Raw genomic sequence first — 20,276 nt, 5'->3', positions numbered from 1 at the left:
TCCTCCAGATCACGTTGAAAGGTTTCCCCTATGCTTCACCGGCCCTTGCCGCGGGCCGGATGGTTTCAAGCCAGTCCTCGAGGGCGGCCACGGCCATTTGCACCGGCGCGCTCACATCCGGCTGCGCCCTGACGGCCTCGATGAAGGCCGGGACCCAGCCGGGCAGGTGTTCGCCCAACAGCCACTCCCGGACCGCGCCCGTGACGCCGTCGCGGTCCTGGCCTTCGCCCTGACCGGGCAGTGCCGCCGCCAGGTCCAGCTCAAAGGCCAGGTGATCGTCCGGGGTCTGTCCCTGGTCCGGGACCATCAGCCCCAGGGCGCGGTAGGCGTCGCGCATGGCCAGGGTCGGCTCGCCCATGAGCGCCGGTTCGGTCTGGTAGGCCGAGGCGAAGGGCGGGGCCGGGACGGCCATGGGACCGACAAAGAGCCGGTTGAAGTCGTACTCCGCGCCGGTCCAGTCGGTGTCCCGGCCGAGCGCCAGGTGAAAATGATCGGAAACGACGGCCGAGGCGCGCTTCAGGTCCGCCGCGTCGCGGGACGCGAAGAAATCCCGAAGGGCCCGGGCCCCGTCACGGGTGTGTGCAAGGTCCGCCATAATTTCCCTCCATTATACAAATACCGCATTCACGATTAAGCAGTATGATAATCGCGCCGGGGGGTAACAGACGGGAAATTGGGGATAGAATGGGTATGTTCGGCTACCCATTGCGAGGTGGAATCAGGTAGTCAATCCCAGGGTCCTGAGGTGGGCGTACAGACTGACGCTCTTGCCGTGCAGGCCGAGCTTGCGCCGGATGTTCTTGCGGTGGGTCTGAACCGTCTCCACCGAGATGTTCAAGGATTCCGCGATCTCCTTGGACGGATGCCCGGCCTGGATGAACTGGGCCACGCGGGTCTCCATATGGGTCAGCTTGAGCAGCAACGGGTCCGAGCCGCCGCTGCCGGGCGCGAGCCGGGCCAGCTGGTCCTTGGCCACGGTCAGGTAGCCCCTGCGGATGGCCGCGTCGTCCTCGTTCTCGATCCGCTCCAGGGCGGGCAGGACCAGGTTGTTGACCTTGGCCGAGACCTCGCCCAGGAGCTGCTCCCGTTCGCGGTCGATGGATTGGAGCACGTTGCGCAGGGTGATGTTCATCTCCTCGAGCTGCTCCTTTTCCAGGCGCAGGGCCTCGGTGCGCTCGGAGACCACCCGCTCCAGGGTATCGCGCTGCACGGCCTGGGCCGTGATGTTGGTCAGCATGATCATGTACTCGTCGCTGGCCATGGACACGCTGCCAATGGAGTTGATCTGCATGCGGTAGACCACGGCCTCGTCAAAGGGGCTCAGTTCGCAGGACATGCCCACCGGATAGTACTTGAGCAGGTCCTCCAGGGACTGGCCCTCCACGGACAATACGTCCCAGACCGGCGCGCCGATGACGTCCGCCCGGTCCAGCACGGCCAGGACCGCACGGTTGGCCTGGGTCACCCGGCCGTCGCCGCCGACCACCAGGACCAGCTCGGACGAGGCGTCCAGAATGTTCTCGTAGCGGCACTTCTCCAGCGTCAGCAGCCGGTTGGCCTCATCGAGCTTTTGGGCGGCCAGGTCCGGCAGGATGCGCGTCCAGTCACGCACGAACAGGACCTCCAGTGCATCGCCGTAGAGCATGACGTGACGCCGCGCCAGGACCTTGCTCTCGAACGAGCCCTCCATCTTCTCGAGCACGTCCCCCAGGCTGTGGATGAAGGTCTTGAAGCAGCCGAGGTACATGTCGGCGGTGATGCCGCGCATGCGGTGCCGCCGGGCGGACTCGATCTGCGTCCGGCCCCATTCGCCCTCGTGGCGGAGGAGCCAGGGAAAGTCCGGGTTGGGCAGCCCCATGTCCCGGTGCGTCCGCATGGGCGCGACGAAGTCGTCCAGCGCCTGGAGGCAGTCGGCCCGCTTGGCCGTGGTGTGCTCCAGATAGCCCGCCTGCTCCATGCGCACGGACCAGCGCGCGAGAAAATAGTCCACCTCCCGCTCCATGCCCAGAAGCAGGTCCCAGTGGTGCCGCTGTTCGCCGGACCGGTTCCTCATCGCGCCTCCCGCGTATATACCCAATGGATACCCATGTCTTGCAATATACCGGACCGGGCGTATGATCAAGCCATGAAAAACAGACGCCCCCTGCCCGCCCTGTTCACGGCCCGCGCCGCCCTGGTCCTCGCCTGGGCCGCGCTCCTGTCCGTCCCGGCCTTCGCCGGTCAGACCCATTCCGCCGTGCCCGGCGGCGAGGTCCGCCTGGAAGGTCCGGTCAAGGCCGGGCAGCCGGTCAAGGCGGTCTTCGACCTCAAGGGGTACGCCCTCCCGGCCGGGGCCTACGCGGCCATCAACGTGGAGTTCACGGCCCATCCCGAAGGGGCCAAACCCGAGGTCAGGCCCGGCTACCCCGAGACGGTCATGACCTTTGACCGGCCCGGAACGTACAGCGTGCTCCTCCTGCTCAACGAGATCAGCAAGGGCAGCTGCGGCGGGGTCAGCGCCAAGCCGCTGCTGGACGCCGAACTGGACGTGGACGTGGCCCCGTAGCGGACCGCACGCACGCGCAAAAAGGCCCGGAGTCGAAGGACTCCGGGCCTTTTTGTTTGTTTTATGCCGACTACTTCGCGTCCGGACCACGGCCCAGCGGCAGCCTGGTGAAGCGCCCGCCGTAGAGGATCGGGTCGCCCTTGTAGCCCAGCCTCTTGAAGTCGATGTAGTCCGACTTGCCGATCAGCTCGCCCACGTCGCGGCCCATCATCCGGAGCAGTTCGAAGTCCGCGCCCTTTTCCGTCAGCTCGCGGAACTTCGCTTCCCGGGAGTCCTGGTGGCAGCGGTCGCAGGTGCGCTCGCCCTTGAGGCTCTGGTGGCACTGCACGCAGGACAGGGCGTGCTCCCTGGGCATGACCTCGTGCTCGATGCGCCAGTACATGTTGGTGGCAACCCACATGTACTCCCCGCTGTAGGGCAGGCCCGCCTTGGCCATGCCTTCCCTGAAGGCCGCCTGCCAGTCGGTGCCCTTCCAGAAGGCGGCCGTGTCCTCCTTGTCGTAGGGGAAGAGGTGCGGCACCAGCAGGTAGCGGTTCACGGCGTCCGCTGGCTGGATGCCCGACATGATCTTGAACGGCGTGATCTTGGAGCGCGGGTCTTTGAGCGAACCCACGGGCCGGGTGATGTCCGTGACCACCATGTCGGCCTTCCGCGCCGGGGTCGGCTGTTCGCCCGGGCGGAATCCCCTGGCCGCCGGTTCGATGGGGTCGCCCAGCAGGCGGCGCTCCATGAACCCGTTGAACCAGGCGTAGACCGGCTTGGACGCCTCCTTCCAGCGGAAGTCGCCCTTCATCCAGTTATAGTCCGGCTTGCCGTACTTGTCCTTGTGCACCGCGCGCTGCTTGTCGCCCGCCGTGGACCAGTCCCACCAGGTCTTGGTCGCCGCGCACTTGGAGTAGATGGGCGAATGGCAGGTGTTGCAGGCCACGGTCTCGCAGTGCTTGTTCAGGTGGTGGTCCAGCAGGCTGTCGCCGTAGTGCGGACTGGACGTGTGGCAGTCCTCGCAGGCCCGGGTCCCCTCGGACACGGGCACGGAGGTGGACCGGCCCGAGATCTTGTGGTTGCGGGTCTTGTGGCACTCCACGCACTGGAAGTCGTAGCCGCCCATGTGCACGTCGCAATTGCGGTCCGGCCAGTACAGCTGAGCCGACATGTCCGCGTGCTTGACCGCGTCGCCCCCGCCGCCGCTGAAGTGGCAGACGCCGCAGGTCTTGCGGCTGGTCGGGCCGACGTTTCGGGCCACGTAGACCATGTCCACCTTGGGATCGGGCATGCCCGCCGCGGGCGGGGCCTTCTTGTAGCTGCCCGTGGTGTCGTGGCAGACCAGGCAGTCCATGTTCTCCCGGTTGGAGAAGTCGAATGTATTGTCCTTCCAGCCGTATCCGGCGTGGCAGGAGGTGCAGCGCTTCTCGTTGCTGATGGCCGACAGGCAGAAGTTGTTCAGGGTGGTCGTGCCCTTGCCGGACATGACGCTCTTGCGGTGTTCCACCGTGTACGGCGACGGGCCGCGCCACAGCCAGTGGGCCGTGGTCAGCATGTCCTCGCCCGCCTGCTCGTGGCAGCGCAGGCACTCCTTGGTGACCTGCTGCGGGGTCGGGTTCTCCGGGAGCTTGACCAGCTCCCGATGGTCCGTCGGGCGCTTGGCGTGACACCCCTCGCAACTGACCGGCCCCTTCTTCATCTTCTCGTGACAGTTCATGCACTGCATATGGTAGGCGGCCTTGAGCCCGATGCGCTCCCTGCCGTCCTCCTGGCGGTTGTCCTGGTGGCAGGCGCGGCAGGCCACGGTCTCCGGCGCGCTCTCGTCCGCCGGGCGCAGGTGGTGGCAGGCCGCGCAGTCGCCGTCCAGGGCGGCCGCGTGCTTGGCGTGCATGAAGCGCACGGGTCCGTACTTGCGCTCGAAAGTGTCCGCGTAGGGGCTGTCGAGCAGCATGTAGCTGCGCTTGACGTCCTTGAGCCCGAGCCCCAGCCCGCGCAGACGCTGCTGGCGCAGGGGCAGATCCTCCATGAGCACATCCTTGACGAACGGGTATTCCTTTTTCGCCTCCTCCTCGGCCTTGACCTGGTCGGCGGGCGTCCATCCGTCCGGCCTGGGGGTCAGGTCCTTGCGGGACTTCTCCACGGGTTCGACGGCGGCCGGAGCGGGCGCGGGCGCGGCGAATCCGCACACGGCGGTGCCCAGGATCGCGATCAGGAAGATGGCCATGAGCCGCGGGCTAAGCTTGGTCACGGGACACCTCCTGCGGTTGGGCGGAAAGCACCGGGAACCAGGTCACGATCAACCTATAGAGGAAGAAGATCGTGGCCACGGCCCCGGCGGTGACGAGTATCTCGCCGATGGCCGGGTAGTACGGATGGGTCGCGTACGGAGCCTTGAACGAGACCACGAACACGTTGAACCGGTTGAGCATCACGCCCGAGACGATGAGCAGGGCCGCGATGAAAAGCCACCTGCGCGAACGGCGCACCGCCGGGAACAGCAGCATGATCCACGGCAGGATCACGCCGAGCCCCACCTCGACCATGAAGGAGTTGCTCTGGGCCGAGCCGTCCAGCAGGGTCGCGTAGGCCCCGCGCGAGATCAGGTCGCCGAGCTTGAGGGCCATGTACACGCCGAGCAGCAGGATGGTGATCCTCGACAACGGCGAGAGCACGTTCATCTCGGACTCCAGCCTGAGCGAGGAGGTGGCGAGGGTCGTCTCGACCACGACCATGGGATAGCCCACGGCAAAGGCCGAGGTCAGGAAGAGCAGCGGCTGCAGCGGCGTGGCCCACAGCGGCGAGGTCTTGGTCGGGGCGATGACCATCAGGGTGCCCAGGCTGGACTGGTGCATGCAGGACAATACCACCCCGAGGATGATGAAGACCCACATGGTCCTATCCAGGATGCGGTCGAGATAGGCCAGCAGCCTGATCTTCCCGCCCAGCCGTTCGGCCAGGACCGGAATGAACTCGATCCACAGCACGGTCACGTAGGCCATGACGCACATGGCCACCTCGAACAGGGCCGAGGTGTGGTTCTGATAAAAGACCGGCTTCCAGATGGCCCAGGAACGGCCCACGTCGAAGGTCACGGCCAGGGCCACGAAGGTGTAGCCCAGGGCGGCGGACAGCAGCGCGGGCCGGGTCACGGCCTCGTAATAGCGGCGGCCCAGGATGTGGGACAGGAAGGCGGTGGTGAAGCCGCCCGCGGCCAGGGCCACGCCCGAGGCCACGTCCAGGCCGATCCAGATGCCCCAGGGATAGTGGTTGCTCAGGTTGGTCACGGCGGCCAGCCCATAGGTGTAGCGGATGACCAGGGTCACTCCGGCCGCGATCATCAGGGCCAGCATGACCAGCACGCCCGGCGTCCAGAACGGCCGGTCAACGGGTTGCGGCTTATGCGTCATGGCCGTCCTCCTTGTCATGCTTGCGAGAGGTCACGCCCATGACCGCCCCCAGGACCCCGAACAGGGCCAGCGGCGACCACAAATAGCTGAACAGCGCGCTCTGGATGGTCTCCGTGGTCTGCGGCATGGGCCGGTCGGGCAGCTCCTGGAAGCCGACCTTCCGGAAGTCCACGCCCGAGATGTACAGCCAGCTCGTGCCGCCCACCTCGTGTTCGCCGTAGACGTGGTCCACGTACTTGCCGGGGTCGCTTTCGATGCGATTCTTGGCCAGGCGCAGCAGCTCCGAGCGCTTGCCGAAGGTGATGGCCTCCACCGGACAGATGGAGGCGCAGCCGGGCTTCCCCCCTTCCTTGGAGATGCGCTCGAAACAGAAGGTGCACTTGCGCACCCGGGGCCAAATGGGCCGGTCGTACTCGTAGGCCGGGATCTCGAAGGGACAGGCGGCCATGCAGTAACGGCAGCCGATACACTTGTCCACGTCGTAGTGCACGGCCCCATTTTCCTTTTTTGTCAGGGCCCCGGTGATGCAGGCCGAGACGCAGGCCGGGTCCTGGCAGTGCATGCACTGGACCTTGACATAGGTGGGCACCAGCTTGTCGCGGTCGTCGATGCGGCCCGTGTAATAACGGTTGATGACCGTGAAGGCGTCCTGGTCCGGCCGCCGCTTGGCGTCCAGGACGGTCAGGTCGTCGAACTTCACGGCCGGTTCGGGCAGCTCGTTGACCTCGTTGCAAGCCTGCTCGCACTTGCGGCAGCCCACGCACCGGGTCAGGTCCACCAGACAGCCGAAGGGATCGGGCGGCGCCTTGGACTGCCACGCCTGCGCATTCCCGGGCAGGGTCGAGGCCGCCCCCGCGATCCCCAACGCCCCCAGAAATCCTCTGCGGGTGATTGTCATTGGTATACCTCCTAAGATTACAGTCCATTGTTGACTATTCACGCATATACCATAGGAGAATTACCCTTTCGTCACATTGATCCCGATCAATATTCGCAAAACATTTTCCGGATGCGCCCGCCGAAAAAATGCGCCCGCCCCCCCTGCTCCGGCCGCACCAACCCGCCGTTTTCACAAGCTGATTCCCCGGGCGGTGACAATGCCCGGCCGTCCCGGCGCGTTTTCCCGCGCGGGGACCCATTGTGTTTGTGATTCTTTGCAATTATAAACGCGGACAGTATGAATTGAACAACCGTCCGTCGGCCTTCGGCGGCCGGACGGACATACGGCTCCCGCCTTATGCGGAGCTGCCGACCTGGAGGGCATGTGCCTCGTTCGCATTTTCCTGAACACGACGGAAACCGGCCCCGATGCCGGGTCCCCGGCCAGCTCCCGGCCGGACTGCTCTGCCTGCTCCTCGCCTGCCTGCTCGCGGCCTGCGGGGGCGACGACAAGAAGTCCCGGCGCGAACGGGTGGTCCCGGTCACGGCCGTGGCCGCGGTACGCGAGGACGTGCCCGTGACCCTGTCCGCCGTGGGCAACGTCAGCCCGCTGGCCTCGGTGGAGGTCAAGTCCCGGGTGGGCGGCATCATCGACAGGCAGCTGGTCCAGAACGGCCAGGACGTGGAGGCGGGCGACCTGCTCTTCCAGGTGGATTCCCGGTCCTTCGACCTGGCCGTGAAGGAGGCCCAGGCGCGGCTCGACCGCGACCGCGCCCACCTGGACAAGGCCAAGGAGGACCTGCGCCGCTACTCCAAGCTGCGCGACCTGAACGTGGTCGCCCAGGAGCAGTACGACAACACATTCGCCGAGGCCACGTCCCTGGAGAACACCATCCGGCTCAACGAGGCCGCCCTGGAAAAGGCCCGCCTGGACCGCGACTACGCGGCCATCCGCGCCCCCATCTCCGGGCGCGTGGGCATCGTCCGCGTCAACGTGGGCAACGTCATCAAGGCCAACGACGACCGCACCCTGTGCGTCATCAACCAGATCAGGCCGATCAACGTCTCCTTCACCCTGCCCGAGCGCTACCTGGGCGAGATCATGGAACGCCGCGGGCAGGGGCCCCTGCGCGTGTCCATCACCCCGTCCGGGACGAGCTCCACGCCGGTCGAGGCGGACCTGGCGGCCGTGGACAACGCCGTGGACACGACCACGGGCACCATCCGGCTGCTGGCCTCCTACCCCAACGAGGACACCCGGTTCTGGCCCGGCCAGTTCGCCCGGGTGGAACTGACCCTGCGCACCCTGAAAGGAGCCCTGCTCCTGCCCACCGGGGCCGTGCTCCAGGGCATGGAGGGACCGTACGTATACGTGGTCAAGCCGGACGGCGGCGACCCGGCCGCCGGCGCGGTGGAGGCCAGACAGGTCGCCACCTCCCACATCGTGGGCAAGCGCACGGTCGTGGACTCCGGAATCGAGTCCGGCGAACTGGTGGTCCTGGACGGTCAGGTGGGGCTGAGCCCCGGGGCCAGGGTGTCCATCAAGAGCGGCGGGAATGTCGGCGCGGGCAAGGGACCGGCCAAGGACGGGCAATAATGAACCCGTCCGCCATCTTCGTCCGCCGCCCGGTCATGACCTCCCTGGTCATGATCGCCATCCTGGTCTTCGGCGTCATGGCCTACCTGCGCCTGCCGGTCAGCGACCTGCCCAGCGTGGACTTCCCGACCATCGAGGTCTCGGCCCAGCTCTCCGGGGCCAACCCCGAGACCATGGCCTCGTCCGTGGCCAACCCTCTGGAAAAGCAATTCTCGACCATCGCGGGCCTGGACTCCATGACCTCCATCTCCAACCTGGGGAACACGCGCATCACCCTGCAGTTCGACCTGGAGCGGAACATCGACGACGCGGCGCTGGACGTGCAGTCGGCCATCACCACGGCCCTGCGGCGGCTGCCCGACGACATGACCTCCACGCCGAGCTTCCGCAAGGTCAACCCGGCGGACTCGCCCATCCTCTATCTTTCGCTCTCCTCGCCGACCATGCGGCTGTCCGACGTCAACGAGTACGCCGAGAACTTCATGGCCCAGCGCATCTCCATGGTCAACGGCGTGGCCCAGGTCATGGTCTACGGCTCCCAGAAGTACGCGGTGCGCATCCAGCTCTCGCCCGAGAAGCTCTCGGCCATGGAGCTGGGCGTGGACGAGGTGGCCGAGGCCGTGCGCAGGGGCAACGTCAACCTGCCCGTGGGCACCGTGTCCGGGCCGGTGCGCGAATACATCGTCCGGTCCAGCGGCAAGCTGATGAACGCCGAGGACTACAAACCCCTGGTGGTGGCCTGGCGACAGGGCGCGCCCGTGCGCCTCTCGGACGTGGCCCTCGTGTTCGACTCCGTGGAGCAGACGAGACGGCGCAACTGGTACAACGGCCAGCCCGGCATGATCCTGGCCATCCAGCGCCAGCCCGGCACCAACACCGTGGAGGTGGTCCAGGCCGTTCGCGATCTGCTGCCCTCGTTCCAGGCCCAGTTGCCCGCGGCCATCGACCTCAACGTGCTCTACGACCGCTCCGAGTCCATCAAGGAGTCCATCGAGGACGTGCAGTTCACCCTGCTGCTCACCGTGGCCCTGGTCATCACGGTCATCTTTATCTTCCTGCGCAGAATGTCGGCCACGATCATCCCGAGCCTGGCCCTGCCCATGTCGGTCATCGGCACCTTCGCGGTCATGTACCTCTACGGATTTTCCCTGAACAACATCTCGCTCATGGCCCTGACCCTGTCCGTGGGCTTCGTGGTGGACGACGCCATCGTCATGCTCGAAAACATCGTCCGTCACGGGGAGATGGGCAAGCCGACCATGGAGGCGGTCATGGACGGCTCCAAGGAGATCGCCTTCACCATCGTGTCCATGACCATCTCGCTGGCCGCCGTGTTCCTGCCCGTGCTCTTCATGGGCGGCATCGTGGGCCGCCTGTTCCACGAATTCGCGGTGACCATCTGCGCCTCCATCCTCATCTCCGGGCTGGTCTCCCTGACGCTCACCCCCATGCTGTGCAGCCTGATCATCAGGCCGCACTCGGGCGAGAAACGCCACGGCAGGCTCTTCAATCTCTTCGAGCGGGGCTTCAACGGGCTGCACGACGTCTACGCCCGGACCCTGGACTGGACGATCAGGCACCACCGGCTGACCATGCTCGCCTCCATCCTGGTCCTGGCCCTGACCGTGGTCCTGTTCCGGGCCATCCCCAAGGGCTTTCTGCCCACCGAGGACGCCGGGCGGCTGATCGTCCGCACCGAGGCCGAACAGGGTGTGGCCTTCGACATCATGAAGCGCCGCCAACAGGAGCTCATGGGCATCCTGGCCAAGGACCCGGCCGTGGAGAACTACATGTCCGTGGTCGGCGGGGGCGGCCCCAACCGGGGCGGCAACTCCGGGCGGCTGATGGTCGACCTCAAGCCGAGGAGCGAGCGCGGTCCCATCGACGCCGTACAGCAGCGGCTGCGGGCCAGACTCTCGCAGGTGCCGGGCATCCGGGCCTACGTGTCCAACCCCCCGGCCATCCGCATCGGCGGACGCAGCTCCAAGGGCCAGTACCAGTACACCCTGCAGAGCCCGGACACCGACCTGCTTTTCAAGGCCGCGGCGGACATGGAAAAACGCATGCATGACCTGCCCGGCATCCAGGACGTCTCCTCGGACATGGAGTTCGACAACCCGGAGCTGAACATCGACATCGACCGCGACAAGGCCTCGGCGCTGGGCATCTCCGCCTTCCAGATCGAGGACGCCCTGTCGACCTCGTTCGGCAACCGCAAGATCTCCTCCATCTACGCGCCCACCGACACCTACGACGTGATCATGGAGCTGGCCCCGGAGTACCAGTCCAACCCGGACGCCCTGGCCATGCTCTCGGTGCGCTCCCAGAACGGCAAGCTCGTGCGCCTTGAGACCCTGGCCAAATGGGGGCTGGGCGTGGGGCCGCTGTCCGTCAACCACTCGGGCCAGCTGCCGTCCGCGACCATCTCCTTCAACCTGGAGCCGGGCGAGTCGCTCGGCTCGGCCGTGAGCGCGGTCTCGGGGCTTGCGGCCGAGGTGGTGCCCGCTTCCGTGTCCACCAGCTTCCAGGGCGAGGCCCAGGCGTTCCAGGACTCCATGCGCGGGCTGTGGGTCCTGCTGGTCATGGCCATCCTGGTCATCTACCTGGTGCTCGGCGTGCTCTACGAATCCTTCGTCCACCCGCTGACCATCCTCTCCGGCCTGCCCTCGGCGGGCGTGGGCGCGCTGCTCACGCTCATGCTCTTCGGGCTCGACCTGAACATCTACGGATTCGTGGGCATCATCATGCTCATCGGCATCGTCAAGAAGAACGCGATCATGATGATCGACTTCGCGGTGGAGGCCCAGCGCGTGCACGGCCAGGGCGCGGTCCAGGCCATCCGCGAGGGCGCGCTCATCCGCTTCAGGCCGATCATGATGACCACCATGGCCGCGCTCATGGGCACCCTGCCCATCGCGCTCGGCCTGGGCGCCGGGGCCGAGGCCCGGCGTCCCCTGGGTCTGGCCGTGGTCGGCGGGCTGCTGGTCTCCCAGCTCCTGACCCTGTACTTCACCCCTGTCTACTACATGTACCTGGACGCGGCCCAGCAGCGCCTGAACCGGCTCTTCGCCCGGACCGGAAAGCGGGCCCGGGCCGAATAGGAGTCCAGCGGCCCCGCCCGGGCGGGTCGAATCTCCCGCTTTTTCTTCGCTCACGAGCGCAATCTATAATATGCGCCCCTCCCGTATTTGCTATGGTCGGTCATGGTTCCGTCCACTTTTCGCACCGGAGGGTTTATGTTCCGAAAGATACTGCTCTTCGCCTCGGCGGCCGCGATGGCCGCCATCACCGTCACGGCGGCGCTGGCCTATGAGGTGCCCGACCAAATCGTCCTCACACGCCCCAAAGGCAACCAGGCTCTGAACACCTGGATCACGCCGGTCAAATTCCCGCACGGCTTCCACGCCATCCGGCGGGCCTGCCGGGACTGTCACCACAAGGAATCCGACAAGACCCTGGGGCAGTTCGTCGCGTGCAGGCAATGCCACACCGACGACGATCCCAACGAGGCCTCTGGCTTCTACCGCGCCTGGCATTCCCCGGGGCCGCCGAGCTGCCTGGGCTGTCACACGCGCATGCGAACCGAAGGCGGCAAGAACCCGGTGGGCTGCACCACTGCCTGCCACAGGCCCAAGAAGTAGCCCCAAGGAGGAAATCATGCCGAACGGGAAGAGATTCGACGCACTCAAGATGCTGGCCGGCGGGCCCAAGCCGAGCCGCCGGGAGTTCATGAAGTTCTGCGGCGCCATGGCCGTGTTCATGGGCATGGGCCCGGCCTTCGCCCCGGCCGTCGCCGAGGCGCTCATGTCCAAGAAGCGGCCTTCGGTGGTCTACCTGCACTGCGCCGAGTGCACGGGCTGCACCGAGGGGCTGCTGCGCGCCTACGAGCCGTTCTTCGACGAGATCATCATGAGCACCATTTCCCTGGACTATTGCGAGACGGTCATGGCCGCATCCGGCCACGCCGCCCACGCCGCCCTTGAAAAGGCCATCGCCAATCCCGAAGGATACGTCTGCGTCATCGAAGGCGGCATCCCCACCTTCCACGGGGGCGAGTACGGCAAGGTCGGCGGCGAGACCATGTTCCAGCTCTGCGCCCGGGTGGCCGCCAAGGCCAAGGCGACCATCGCCATGGGCTCCTGCGCCTGCTTCGGCGGGGTGCAGGCCGCCGCGCCCAACCCCTCCGGGGCCAAGGGCGTCAACCAGGCCCTGGCAGCGGTGGGCGTCTCGGCCATCAACATCTCGGGCTGTCCGCCCAACCCCATGAACTTCGTGGGCACCGTGGTCCACCTGCTGACCAAGGGCATGCCCAAACTCGATCACTGGAACCGGCCGGTCATGTTCTACGGCGACACGGTCCACGCCCACTGCCCGAGGCAGGAGCACTTCAACCGCGGCGAATTCGCCCCGAGCTTCGACAGCCCGGAGGCCAAGAAGGGATGGTGCCTGTACCAGCTCGGCTGCAAGGGGCCGTACACCTACAACAACTGCCCCACGGCCCTGTTCAATCAGGTCAACTGGCCGGTCAAGGCGGGCGCTCCGTGCATCGGTTGCAGCGAACCCAACTTCTGGGACGACTATTCGCCGTTCTTCCACCCCATCGAAGACCGCCCCAAGGGTTAACCCGCGCCATCTGGAAGGAGGAAATTCCGCATGAGCCAGACCACTGCCACCACCGCCGGGAAACGGCTGATCGTCGACCCGGTGTCGAGAATCGAAGGCCACCTCAAGGTCGAGGTGGAACTGGAAAACGACCGCGTCAAGAACGCCTGGGTCTCCACCCAGCTCTTCCGGGGCATCGAAGTCATCCTCAAGGGCCGCCCGCCCGAGGACGCCCCCCTGTTCACCCAACGGGCCTGCGGGGTGTGCACCAACACCCATGCCCTGACCTCCATCCGGGCCATCGAGGACGCCCTCAAGCTGAAGGCGCCCCCCCTGGCCCAGCTGGTCCGTCACCTGATCCTGTCCACCCTGATCATCCACGACCACCTGGTGCACTACTACCACCTGCACGGGCTGGACTGGATCGACATGGCCTCGGCCCTGAACGCCGACCCGGTCGAGGCGGGCAAGATCGTGGCCGCCGCCAGCAACCGCGACAGCGACCCGAGCAACCTGTTCATCGTCCGCAAGCGGCTCAAGGAGTTCGTGGCCGGCGGCCAGCTCGGGTTCCTGGAAAACGCCTACTTCCTGGGCGGCAACCCGGTCTACCGGTGCACGCCCGAGGAGAATCTGATCCTGGCGGCCCACTACATCGAGGGGCTGCGCATCCAGCTCGAGCTGGGCCGGGCCATGGCCCTGTTCGCGGGCAAGAACCCCCACGCACAGTCCATGGTCGTGGGCGGGGTGACCTGCTACGACAGCCTGCGCCCGGAGGTCGTGGACCACTTCCGCCAGATATGGGCCAAGACCAAGGAGTTCGTGGACAACGCCATGATGCCGGACGTCCTGCTCATGGCCAAGCGGTTCCCCGAGGCCCTGACCTACGGCAGGACTTCGAACTTCTTCGCCTTCTCCGATTTCCACGACCCGGAAAGCGGCAAGGATCCCTACTTCGCGTCCGGCGTGCTCTGGGGCAACGACCTGTCCAAACACGAGAGCCTGGACATGGGGTTGATCGACGAGCACGTGGCCCGCAGCTGGTACGAGGGCGACACGGTGCGCAAACCCTACGACGGCGAGACCCGGCCCATGTACACGAGCTACGACGACAAGGAGAAGTACTCCTGGTCCAAGGCCCCGCGCTACAAGGGCGAGGCCATGGAGACCGGGCCGCTGGCCCGCCGCGCCCTGGCCTACGCGCGCAAGGAGAAGGAGACCCGGACCATGCTGGACGCCTTTTTCAAGGCCGCGTCCATGAAGCCGGAACAGCTCTTCTCCACCATGGGCCGCACGGTCTGCCGCGTGGTCGAGACGAGCATGCTCATCAACCGCATGCAGGGCTGGATCGACGAGACCGAAAAGCGCGTCAAGGCCGGAGACACGGACATATACAAGCCGTGGAAGATGGTCGACGAGGCCAGAGGCGTGGGCACCTGCTGCGTCACCCGGGGCGCCCTGTCCCACTGGATCCGCATCAAGGGCGGGGTGATCGAAAACTTCCAGATGGTCGTCCCGTCCACCTGGAACCTCGGCCCCCGCTGCGAGAACGACAAGCTCAGCGCCGCCGAGCAGTCCCTGATCGGCTGTCCCTGCCCGGATCCGGAGCGCCCGGTGGAGATCCTGCGCACCATCCACTCGTTCGACCCGTGCATCGCCTGCTCGGTCCACATGGTGGACAACCGCAGCGGCGGCATACGGAAGTTCAAGATACGCTAAACCGAACAGGGGCCGGACATGAATCCGGCCCCTGTCCCGCCGGACGGTCATCTTCCCGCACTCAATTTTCATTTGACCCGAGTGAAAGATGTTCTATTATGGGGATAATCGACAGGTTCTCCCTGCAAACGGCATCGGCGGATACCATATGGGCCCCTTTCGTTCCATCCTGCACACCGTTCTCCTGGCGGCGCTGGCTTGTCTTGCGGCCGTTCCCGCGCCCGCTGCCCAGGGGACCGTCCCGAAGGTCCTGAGGTCGGCCAGCGAACTCGACTATCCGCCCTTCGCCCTGGCCCTGCCCGACGGCACGGCGGACGGCTTCTCCGTGGAGCTGCTCCGGGCCGTGGCCGAAAAGGCCGGGCTCAAAATCCGCTTCAAGACCGCGCCCTGGGCCGAGATCAAGCAGGAGCTGGCCGACGGTCGGCTCGACGTCCTGCCCCTGGTCTCCTACTCCCGCGAGCGCGACGTCTACTTCGACTTTTCCATCCCCTACCTGCAGATGCACGGCTCCATCTTCGTGCGCGAGGGGACCAAGGGCATCGAGAACGAGGGGGACCTCAAGGACAAGACGGTCCTGGTCATGCGCGGGGACACGGCCCAGGAATACGCCGAGCGCAATCACCTGGCCGGCAAACTCGTCCTGACCGAGAGCTACGGCGAGGCCATGACCCTGCTCTCCGAGGGCCGCTACGACGCGGTCCTGGTGCAGCAGGTGGTCGGCTGGCAGATCATCAAGAAGCTCGGCCTGAAAAACATCGAGGACGTCCGGGCCCGGCCCCTGGACCCGACCTTGCGGCCCGAAGGCCACGACATGACCGGATTCGTGCAGAAGTTCTGCCTGGCCGTGCCCGAGGGCAACCACGCCCTGCTGGCCCGGCTGAACGAAGGGCTGTCCGCCGTCTTTGCCGACGGAACCTACGACCGGCTGTACCTCAAATGGTTCGGGCCCATCCTGCCCCGCCCCGAACCTTCCTTCACGCAGGTGGCCGGCCAGGCCCTGGTCTTCGTCCTGCCTGCGGCCCTGCTCATGGCCCTGGGCGGCCTGGTCTTCCTCAAGATCCAGGTCAACCGGAAGACCGCCCACCTGCGCGAGGAGGTCGAGCAGCGCAAGCGTGCCGAAGCCCAGGTGGCCAGAAGCCGGGAGTGGATGCACTCCCTGCTGGACCACCTGCCCCTGTCCGTCTACCTGCAGACCGGGAAGCACGAGATCACCTTTGCCAACGAGCACTTCCGCTGCGGGCATGACAAGGACACGGGAAGGCCCTGCCACGAGGTCCTGTACGGCAGTCCCGCCCCGTGCGTGACGTGCAGGGCGAAGCAGGTCCTTCAATCGGGCGAGGCCCTGACCTGGGAGAAGCTGGAGCCCGACGGCCGAACCCTGCTGGTGCACAACGTTCCGTTCCGGGACATGGACGGCTCCCCGGTGGTCCTGGCCGCGGCCATGGACATCACCGAAACCAAGCGCATCGAGGAGGCCTTAAACGAGAGCGAAAACCTCTACCGCACGCTGATCAACAACATGCCGGACATCGTCATGCGCTACGACCGGCAGTTGCGCCGCCGCTTCGTCTCCGAGAACATCGAGCAGTATTCGGGCTTTCCCCCGGCGTACTTCATCGGCAAGACCAACCGGGAACTGGGCATGCCCGAGGATCTCAGCCGGTTCATGGACGAACACATCGCCAAGGTGTTCGAGACCGGCGAGCCCATCGGGACCGAATTCCACGTCGACTGGAACGGCCGGTCGTTCCGGTTCGACTGGCGGCTCTTCCCGGAGCGCGACGCGGACGGCAAGGTCCAGACCGTCTCCTCCATCCACCGCGACATCACCCGCCAGCATCTCATGGAGGCGGAATACCAGCTCCTGTTCAACGGCATGCTCGACGGATTCGCCTCCCACGAGATCATCTGCGACGAGGCGGGCAACCCGGTGGACTACCGCTTCCTGCGGGTCAACCCTGCCTTCGAGCGGCTGACCGGGGTCAAGGCCGCCGAGATCCTCGGGCGGACCATGCGCGAGGTCTTTCCCCGCATCGAATCGTACTGGATCGAGACCTACGGCAAGGTGGCCCTGACCGGCGAGCCCGTCATCTTCGAACACTACGCCGCGGACATGGACAAGTACTTCAACGTCAGCGCGTTCTGTCCCGCCCCGGGCCGGTTCGCGACCATCTTCTCGGACGTCACGGAGCGGGTGAACACGGCCAAGGCCCTGGTCGAGGCCAAGGAGCTTGCCGAGTCCGCCAGCCGGGTGAAGTCCGAGTTTTTGGCCAACATGAGCCACGAGATACGCACCCCGCTCAACGGCATCATGGGCATGCTCCAGCTCCTGCGCACCGGGGACCTGACCGACGAGCAGGCCGAATACGCGGCCTACGGCATAGAGGCGAGCAGACGGCTGACCCGGCTGCTCACGGACATCCTCGACCTGTCCCGCATCGAGGCGGGCAAGCTGGACATCCGCGAGGAGCCCCTGAACCTCAGGGACATGCTGACCGGGCTGGAACAGATGTTCACCGTGGCCGCCCGAAGCAAGGGACTGAACCTCGACTTCAGCGTGCCCGACGGCCTGCCCGGGCTGCTCTTCGGGGACGACACCCGCCTCCAGCAGGTCCTGGTCAACCTCGTCGGCAACGCCATCAAGTACACCGAGGCGGGCCTGGTGGGCGTGAACGTCACGGTCCTGCCCAGACGGCGGCCGGGCACGGTCCACGTGCTCTTCACGGTCACGGACACCGGCATCGGCATCCCGGACGACAAGATGGGCTCCATCTTCGAACACTTCACCCAGGTCAGCAGCGGCTTCACCCGCCACTACCAGGGGGCCGGGCTGGGGCTGGCCATCTCCAAGCGCATGGTCGGCCTGCTCGGCGGGACCATGGCCGTGGACAGCACGCCCGGCCTGGGCACGACCTTCTGCCTGTGCGTGCCACTGCGCCCGACCGAGGACGACGGGGCGGAGAGCACGGCCCGGACCGCCGAGCCCCGGGGGGCGTCGCCCTCGCTGAACATCCTCCTGGCCGAGGACGACAGGGTCAACAGCCTGGCCGTGTCCGGCCTGCTCAAGCGCATGGGCCACCGGGTCCGGACCGTGGACAACGGCGAGATGGCCCTGACGGCCCTGCGCGACGAGACCTTCGACCTGGTTCTCATGGACATCCAGATGCCGGTCATGGACGGGGTGCAGGCCACCCGGGCGATCCGCAAAGGCGAGGTCGGGCCGGACAAGACCTCCATCCCGATCATCGCCATGACCGCGTACGCCATGAAGGGCGACCGCGAGAACTTCCTGGGCAAGGGCATGACCGACTACATCGCCAAGCCGCTGGACAAGGCCGACCTGGAGAGCGCCATCCGGCGGACCGTCATGTAGCACCGGCGCCGTTTCCCCGCCTTCCCGGAAGCGTCCGGGGCGAATCGCCCCGGACGCTTCGTGTCTTTTCTATACCATTTTGAAAATAATCATCCGGACGCCCATTTTCCCCTTGCAACTAGCAAAGTTTTTCTATCAAATCGAACAATCGGAAATACCCCTTCCCGGGGCAGCTCCCATCTTCTCAACCTCTTTTTTTTCACAGGTGGTCACCATGCTGCACATTTCCAGAGACGACTGCGTCAACACCGAGACGGCGACCCGGAAGGAATGGATCGACGCCAACGGGCTGGGCGGATACGCGTCCAGCACGGTCATCAATTGCCACACCCGGAAATACCACGGCCTGCTGGTCGCGGCCCTCAAACAACCCAAGGGACGGTTCGTCCTGCTCTCCAAGCTGGAAACCTCGGTCCTGGCCAACGACCGCGAATTCCTGCTCTCGTCCAACAAGTATCCGGGCGTGTACCATCCCACCGGGCACCAGTTCGCGGACGGCTTCGACCAGGGCCTCTATCCGTCCACGACCTACCGCATCGGCGACGCACTCATCCGCAAATCCTTTCTCATGGTCCACGGCAAGAACACCGTGCTGGTCTGCTTCGAACTGCTCGAGGGCAAGGTCAAACCCGCCCTGCGCCTGCGTCCGCTGCTGCCCTACCGGGACATCCACAAGCTGACCCGCGAGAACATGTTCCTGCGGCCCAAGTCCTACCCCGAAAAGAATGGCCGCAAGATCCAGCCCTACGAGTCCATGCCGCCCCTGTACATGGGTACCAACCGCGCCTCGGAGTTCTTCCCCGGCCCCAAGTGGGTCTACAACGTCGAATACCTCATGGAGCGGGCGCGCGGCTTCGACTACCAGGAGGACCTGTTCTGCCCCGGCATGTTCGAGACCACTCTTGAAAAGGGCAAGCCCGTGATCTTCGCCGCGTCCGTGGAGCCGCTGGGCAACCTGGAGCGGTTGCGCAAGAAGGAGATCGCCCGGCGCGAGGCCGAATTCGAGGCCTGCAAGGACCGCAGCAAGTCCGTGCAGTGGCTCAAGTATTTCTCCGGGCAGTTCCTGATCCGCAACGCCTCGGGATTCGCCTCGGTCATCGCGGGGTACCACTGGTTCGGCGAGTGGGGCCGCGACACCATGATCAGCCTGCCCGGCCTGACCTTCCACGCCGGGCGCAGGGAGTTCGGCGAGGAGGTCCTGGCCGCCTACGCCGGGCTGGCCCGCGACGGGCTGCTGCCCAACTACCTGGACCAGAACTCCGACCACCTGGCCTACAATTCGGTGGACGCCTCCCTGTGGTTCTTCTGGGCCGTGCAGGAATACCTCAAGGCCCGGGGCAGCAAAAAATTCGTCATGGACAAGGTCTACCCGGCCCTGCGCGACATCGTGGCCGCCCACCTGGACGGCCGCGTGCCCCTGTGCGGGCTCGACCAGGACGGCCTGCTGTTCGCGGGCAACGAGCACACCCAGCTGACCTGGATGGACGCCCAGGCCTACGGCCGCCCGGTCACCCCGCGCCATGGGGCGGCCGTGGAGATCAACGCCCTGTGGTACAACGCGCTGCGCTTCTTCCTGGAACTGGCCGAAAGCGAGGACGACGTCCTGGCCGGGCGGGCCCTTGAGGCCGCCGACCGGCTCCAGGCCCACTTCGTCCCCCGGTTCTGGAACGACCGCGACAACTGCCTGAGCGACGTGGTCAACGAACACGGACAGGACCGGCGCATCCGGCCCAACCAGATCTTCGCCCTGTCCCTGCCGCACTCCATGCTCGACACCGCCCGCATGCGGGCGGTCATCGGCGTGGTCCAGGCGCATCTGCTGACCCCGTACGGCCTGCGCACCCTGTCGCCCCGCGACCCGGACTATTCGCCCTACTACAAGGGCGACGCCGACGCCCGCGACTCCGCCTACCACCAGGGCATGGTCTGGCCCTGGCTGGCCGGGCACTTCGGCCAGGCCCTGCTGCGCCAGGCCGAGGACCGCGCCGGGGCCAAGGCGTTCCTGCGCAAGTACTTCAAGCCGATCCTGCGCGGCTTCCCCGAAGACTTCTGCATCAGCGCGGTGCCGGAACTGTACACGGGCAACCCGCCGCATGAGCCCAAGGGGGCCGTGGCCCAGGCGTGGTCCATGGCCGAGGCCGTCCGCCTGAACAAGCTCCTCAAGGAGAAGTAGGC

The 20,276-nt window shown here is 66.1% G+C and carries 13 protein-coding genes; 8 read left to right on the top strand and 5 right to left on the bottom strand.

The genetic code is table 11. From position 1 onward, the window contains the following. Positions 1-28: 28 nt before the first annotated feature. Both BerOc1_RS13780 and BerOc1_RS13775 read right to left on the bottom strand, forming a co-directional pair. Positions 29-595 (bottom strand): molecular chaperone TorD family protein, encoded by a 567-nt coding sequence (locus tag BerOc1_RS13780; RefSeq protein WP_071546245.1) that lies wholly within the window; start codon positions 593-595, stop codon positions 29-31. A gap of 123 nt (positions 596-718) precedes the next feature. Beyond that, on the bottom strand, positions 719-2,053 hold the full coding sequence (locus tag BerOc1_RS13775; protein WP_071546244.1) for a LuxR C-terminal-related transcriptional regulator: 1,335 nt from the start codon (positions 2,051-2,053) through the stop codon (positions 719-721). 72 nt (positions 2,054-2,125) lie between these two features. Between BerOc1_RS13775 and BerOc1_RS13770 the strand changes: the two genes are divergently transcribed. Then, positions 2,126-2,545 (top strand): hypothetical protein, encoded by a 420-nt coding sequence (locus BerOc1_RS13770; RefSeq protein WP_071546243.1) that lies wholly within the window; start codon positions 2,126-2,128, stop codon positions 2,543-2,545. A 70-nt stretch (positions 2,546-2,615) separates the two neighbouring features. On the opposite strand, the gene BerOc1_RS13765 is transcribed toward BerOc1_RS13770, so the two are convergent. From BerOc1_RS13765 to hybA, 3 genes are read right to left on the bottom strand one after another with little or no spacing between them, the layout of a single operon-like run. Further along, positions 2,616-4,775: a tetrathionate reductase family octaheme c-type cytochrome gene (locus BerOc1_RS13765; protein ID WP_071546242.1), complete on the bottom strand. Its 2,160-nt coding sequence runs from the start codon at positions 4,773-4,775 to the stop codon at positions 2,616-2,618. Next, positions 4,762-5,934, bottom strand: coding sequence for an NrfD/PsrC family molybdoenzyme membrane anchor subunit (nrfD, locus tag BerOc1_RS13760; RefSeq protein WP_071546241.1), 1,173 nt, complete (start codon positions 5,932-5,934; stop codon positions 4,762-4,764). The genes BerOc1_RS13765 and nrfD overlap by 14 nt, the downstream gene beginning before the upstream one ends. Beyond that, positions 5,924-6,832, bottom strand: coding sequence for a hydrogenase 2 operon protein HybA (gene hybA, locus BerOc1_RS13755; RefSeq protein WP_071546240.1), 909 nt, complete (start codon positions 6,830-6,832; stop codon positions 5,924-5,926). Before hybA ends, nrfD begins: the two co-directional genes overlap by 11 nt. A 366-nt stretch (positions 6,833-7,198) precedes the next feature. Here hybA and BerOc1_RS13750 point away from each other — a divergent pair, with 366 nt between their 5' ends. The 7 genes from BerOc1_RS13750 (at position 7,199) to BerOc1_RS13720 (ending at position 20,274) form a co-directional block, all read left to right on the top strand. Then, a complete protein-coding gene (locus tag BerOc1_RS13750) occupies positions 7,199-8,410 on the top strand; it encodes an efflux RND transporter periplasmic adaptor subunit (RefSeq protein WP_242653000.1) in 1,212 nt (403 codons plus the stop codon). Continuing rightward, on the top strand, positions 8,410-11,511 hold the full coding sequence (locus BerOc1_RS13745; RefSeq protein WP_071546239.1) for an efflux RND transporter permease subunit: 3,102 nt from the start codon (positions 8,410-8,412) through the stop codon (positions 11,509-11,511). The genes BerOc1_RS13750 and BerOc1_RS13745 overlap by 1 nt, the downstream gene beginning before the upstream one ends. Positions 11,512-11,646: 135 nt before the next feature. Then, positions 11,647-12,051 carry a cytochrome c3 family protein gene (locus BerOc1_RS13740; RefSeq protein WP_084641543.1) on the top strand — a complete coding sequence of 135 codons (405 nt, stop codon included), beginning with the start codon at positions 11,647-11,649 and terminating at the stop codon, positions 12,049-12,051. A gap of 16 nt (positions 12,052-12,067) precedes the next feature. Then, complete coding sequence (locus BerOc1_RS13735) at positions 12,068-13,033, top strand: hydrogenase small subunit (RefSeq protein ID WP_071546238.1); 966 nt, start codon at positions 12,068-12,070, stop codon at positions 13,031-13,033. A 30-nt stretch (positions 13,034-13,063) separates the two neighbouring features. Continuing rightward, positions 13,064-14,728 (top strand): nickel-dependent hydrogenase large subunit, encoded by a 1,665-nt coding sequence (locus BerOc1_RS13730; RefSeq protein ID WP_071546237.1) that lies wholly within the window; start codon positions 13,064-13,066, stop codon positions 14,726-14,728. Positions 14,729-14,876: 148 nt separating this feature from the next. Continuing rightward, positions 14,877-18,101 (top strand): transporter substrate-binding domain-containing protein, encoded by a 3,225-nt coding sequence (locus tag BerOc1_RS13725; protein ID WP_071546236.1) that lies wholly within the window; start codon positions 14,877-14,879, stop codon positions 18,099-18,101. A 214-nt stretch (positions 18,102-18,315) separates the two neighbouring features. Continuing rightward, positions 18,316-20,274, top strand: a complete 1,959-nt coding sequence (locus BerOc1_RS13720) for an amylo-alpha-1,6-glucosidase (RefSeq protein WP_071546235.1) — start codon at positions 18,316-18,318, stop codon at positions 20,272-20,274. The last annotated feature ends 2 nt before the right edge of the window (positions 20,275-20,276 follow it).

This window comes from Pseudodesulfovibrio hydrargyri (assembly GCF_001874525.1).
GTDB lineage: Bacteria > Desulfobacterota > Desulfovibrionia > Desulfovibrionales > Desulfovibrionaceae > Pseudodesulfovibrio > Pseudodesulfovibrio hydrargyri.
The sequence above is the reverse complement of the archived record's forward strand: the minus strand, read 5'-3'. Positions and strand labels throughout refer to the sequence as shown.

Excerpts from the sequence above, each read along its gene's own strand:
- BerOc1_RS13780 (WP_071546245.1), bottom strand. The coding sequence starts at position 595 with ATGGCGGACCTTGCACACACCCGTGACGGGGCCCGGGCCCTTCGGGAT.
- BerOc1_RS13775 (WP_071546244.1), bottom strand. The coding sequence starts at position 2,053 with ATGAGGAACCGGTCCGGCGAACAGCGGCACCACTGGGACCTGCTTCTG.
- BerOc1_RS13770 (WP_071546243.1), top strand. The coding sequence starts at position 2,126 with ATGAAAAACAGACGCCCCCTGCCCGCCCTGTTCACGGCCCGCGCCGCC.
- nrfD (WP_071546241.1), bottom strand. The coding sequence starts at position 5,934 with ATGACGCATAAGCCGCAACCCGTTGACCGGCCGTTCTGGACGCCGGGC.
- hybA (WP_071546240.1), bottom strand. The coding sequence starts at position 6,832 with ATGACAATCACCCGCAGAGGATTTCTGGGGGCGTTGGGGATCGCGGGG.
- BerOc1_RS13745 (WP_071546239.1), top strand. The coding sequence starts at position 8,410 with ATGAACCCGTCCGCCATCTTCGTCCGCCGCCCGGTCATGACCTCCCTG.
- BerOc1_RS13740 (WP_084641543.1), top strand. The coding sequence starts at position 11,647 with ATGTTCCGAAAGATACTGCTCTTCGCCTCGGCGGCCGCGATGGCCGCC.
- BerOc1_RS13735 (WP_071546238.1), top strand. The coding sequence starts at position 12,068 with ATGCCGAACGGGAAGAGATTCGACGCACTCAAGATGCTGGCCGGCGGG.
- BerOc1_RS13730 (WP_071546237.1), top strand. The coding sequence starts at position 13,064 with ATGAGCCAGACCACTGCCACCACCGCCGGGAAACGGCTGATCGTCGAC.
- BerOc1_RS13725 (WP_071546236.1), top strand. The coding sequence starts at position 14,877 with ATGGGCCCCTTTCGTTCCATCCTGCACACCGTTCTCCTGGCGGCGCTG.
- BerOc1_RS13720 (WP_071546235.1), top strand. The coding sequence starts at position 18,316 with ATGCTGCACATTTCCAGAGACGACTGCGTCAACACCGAGACGGCGACC.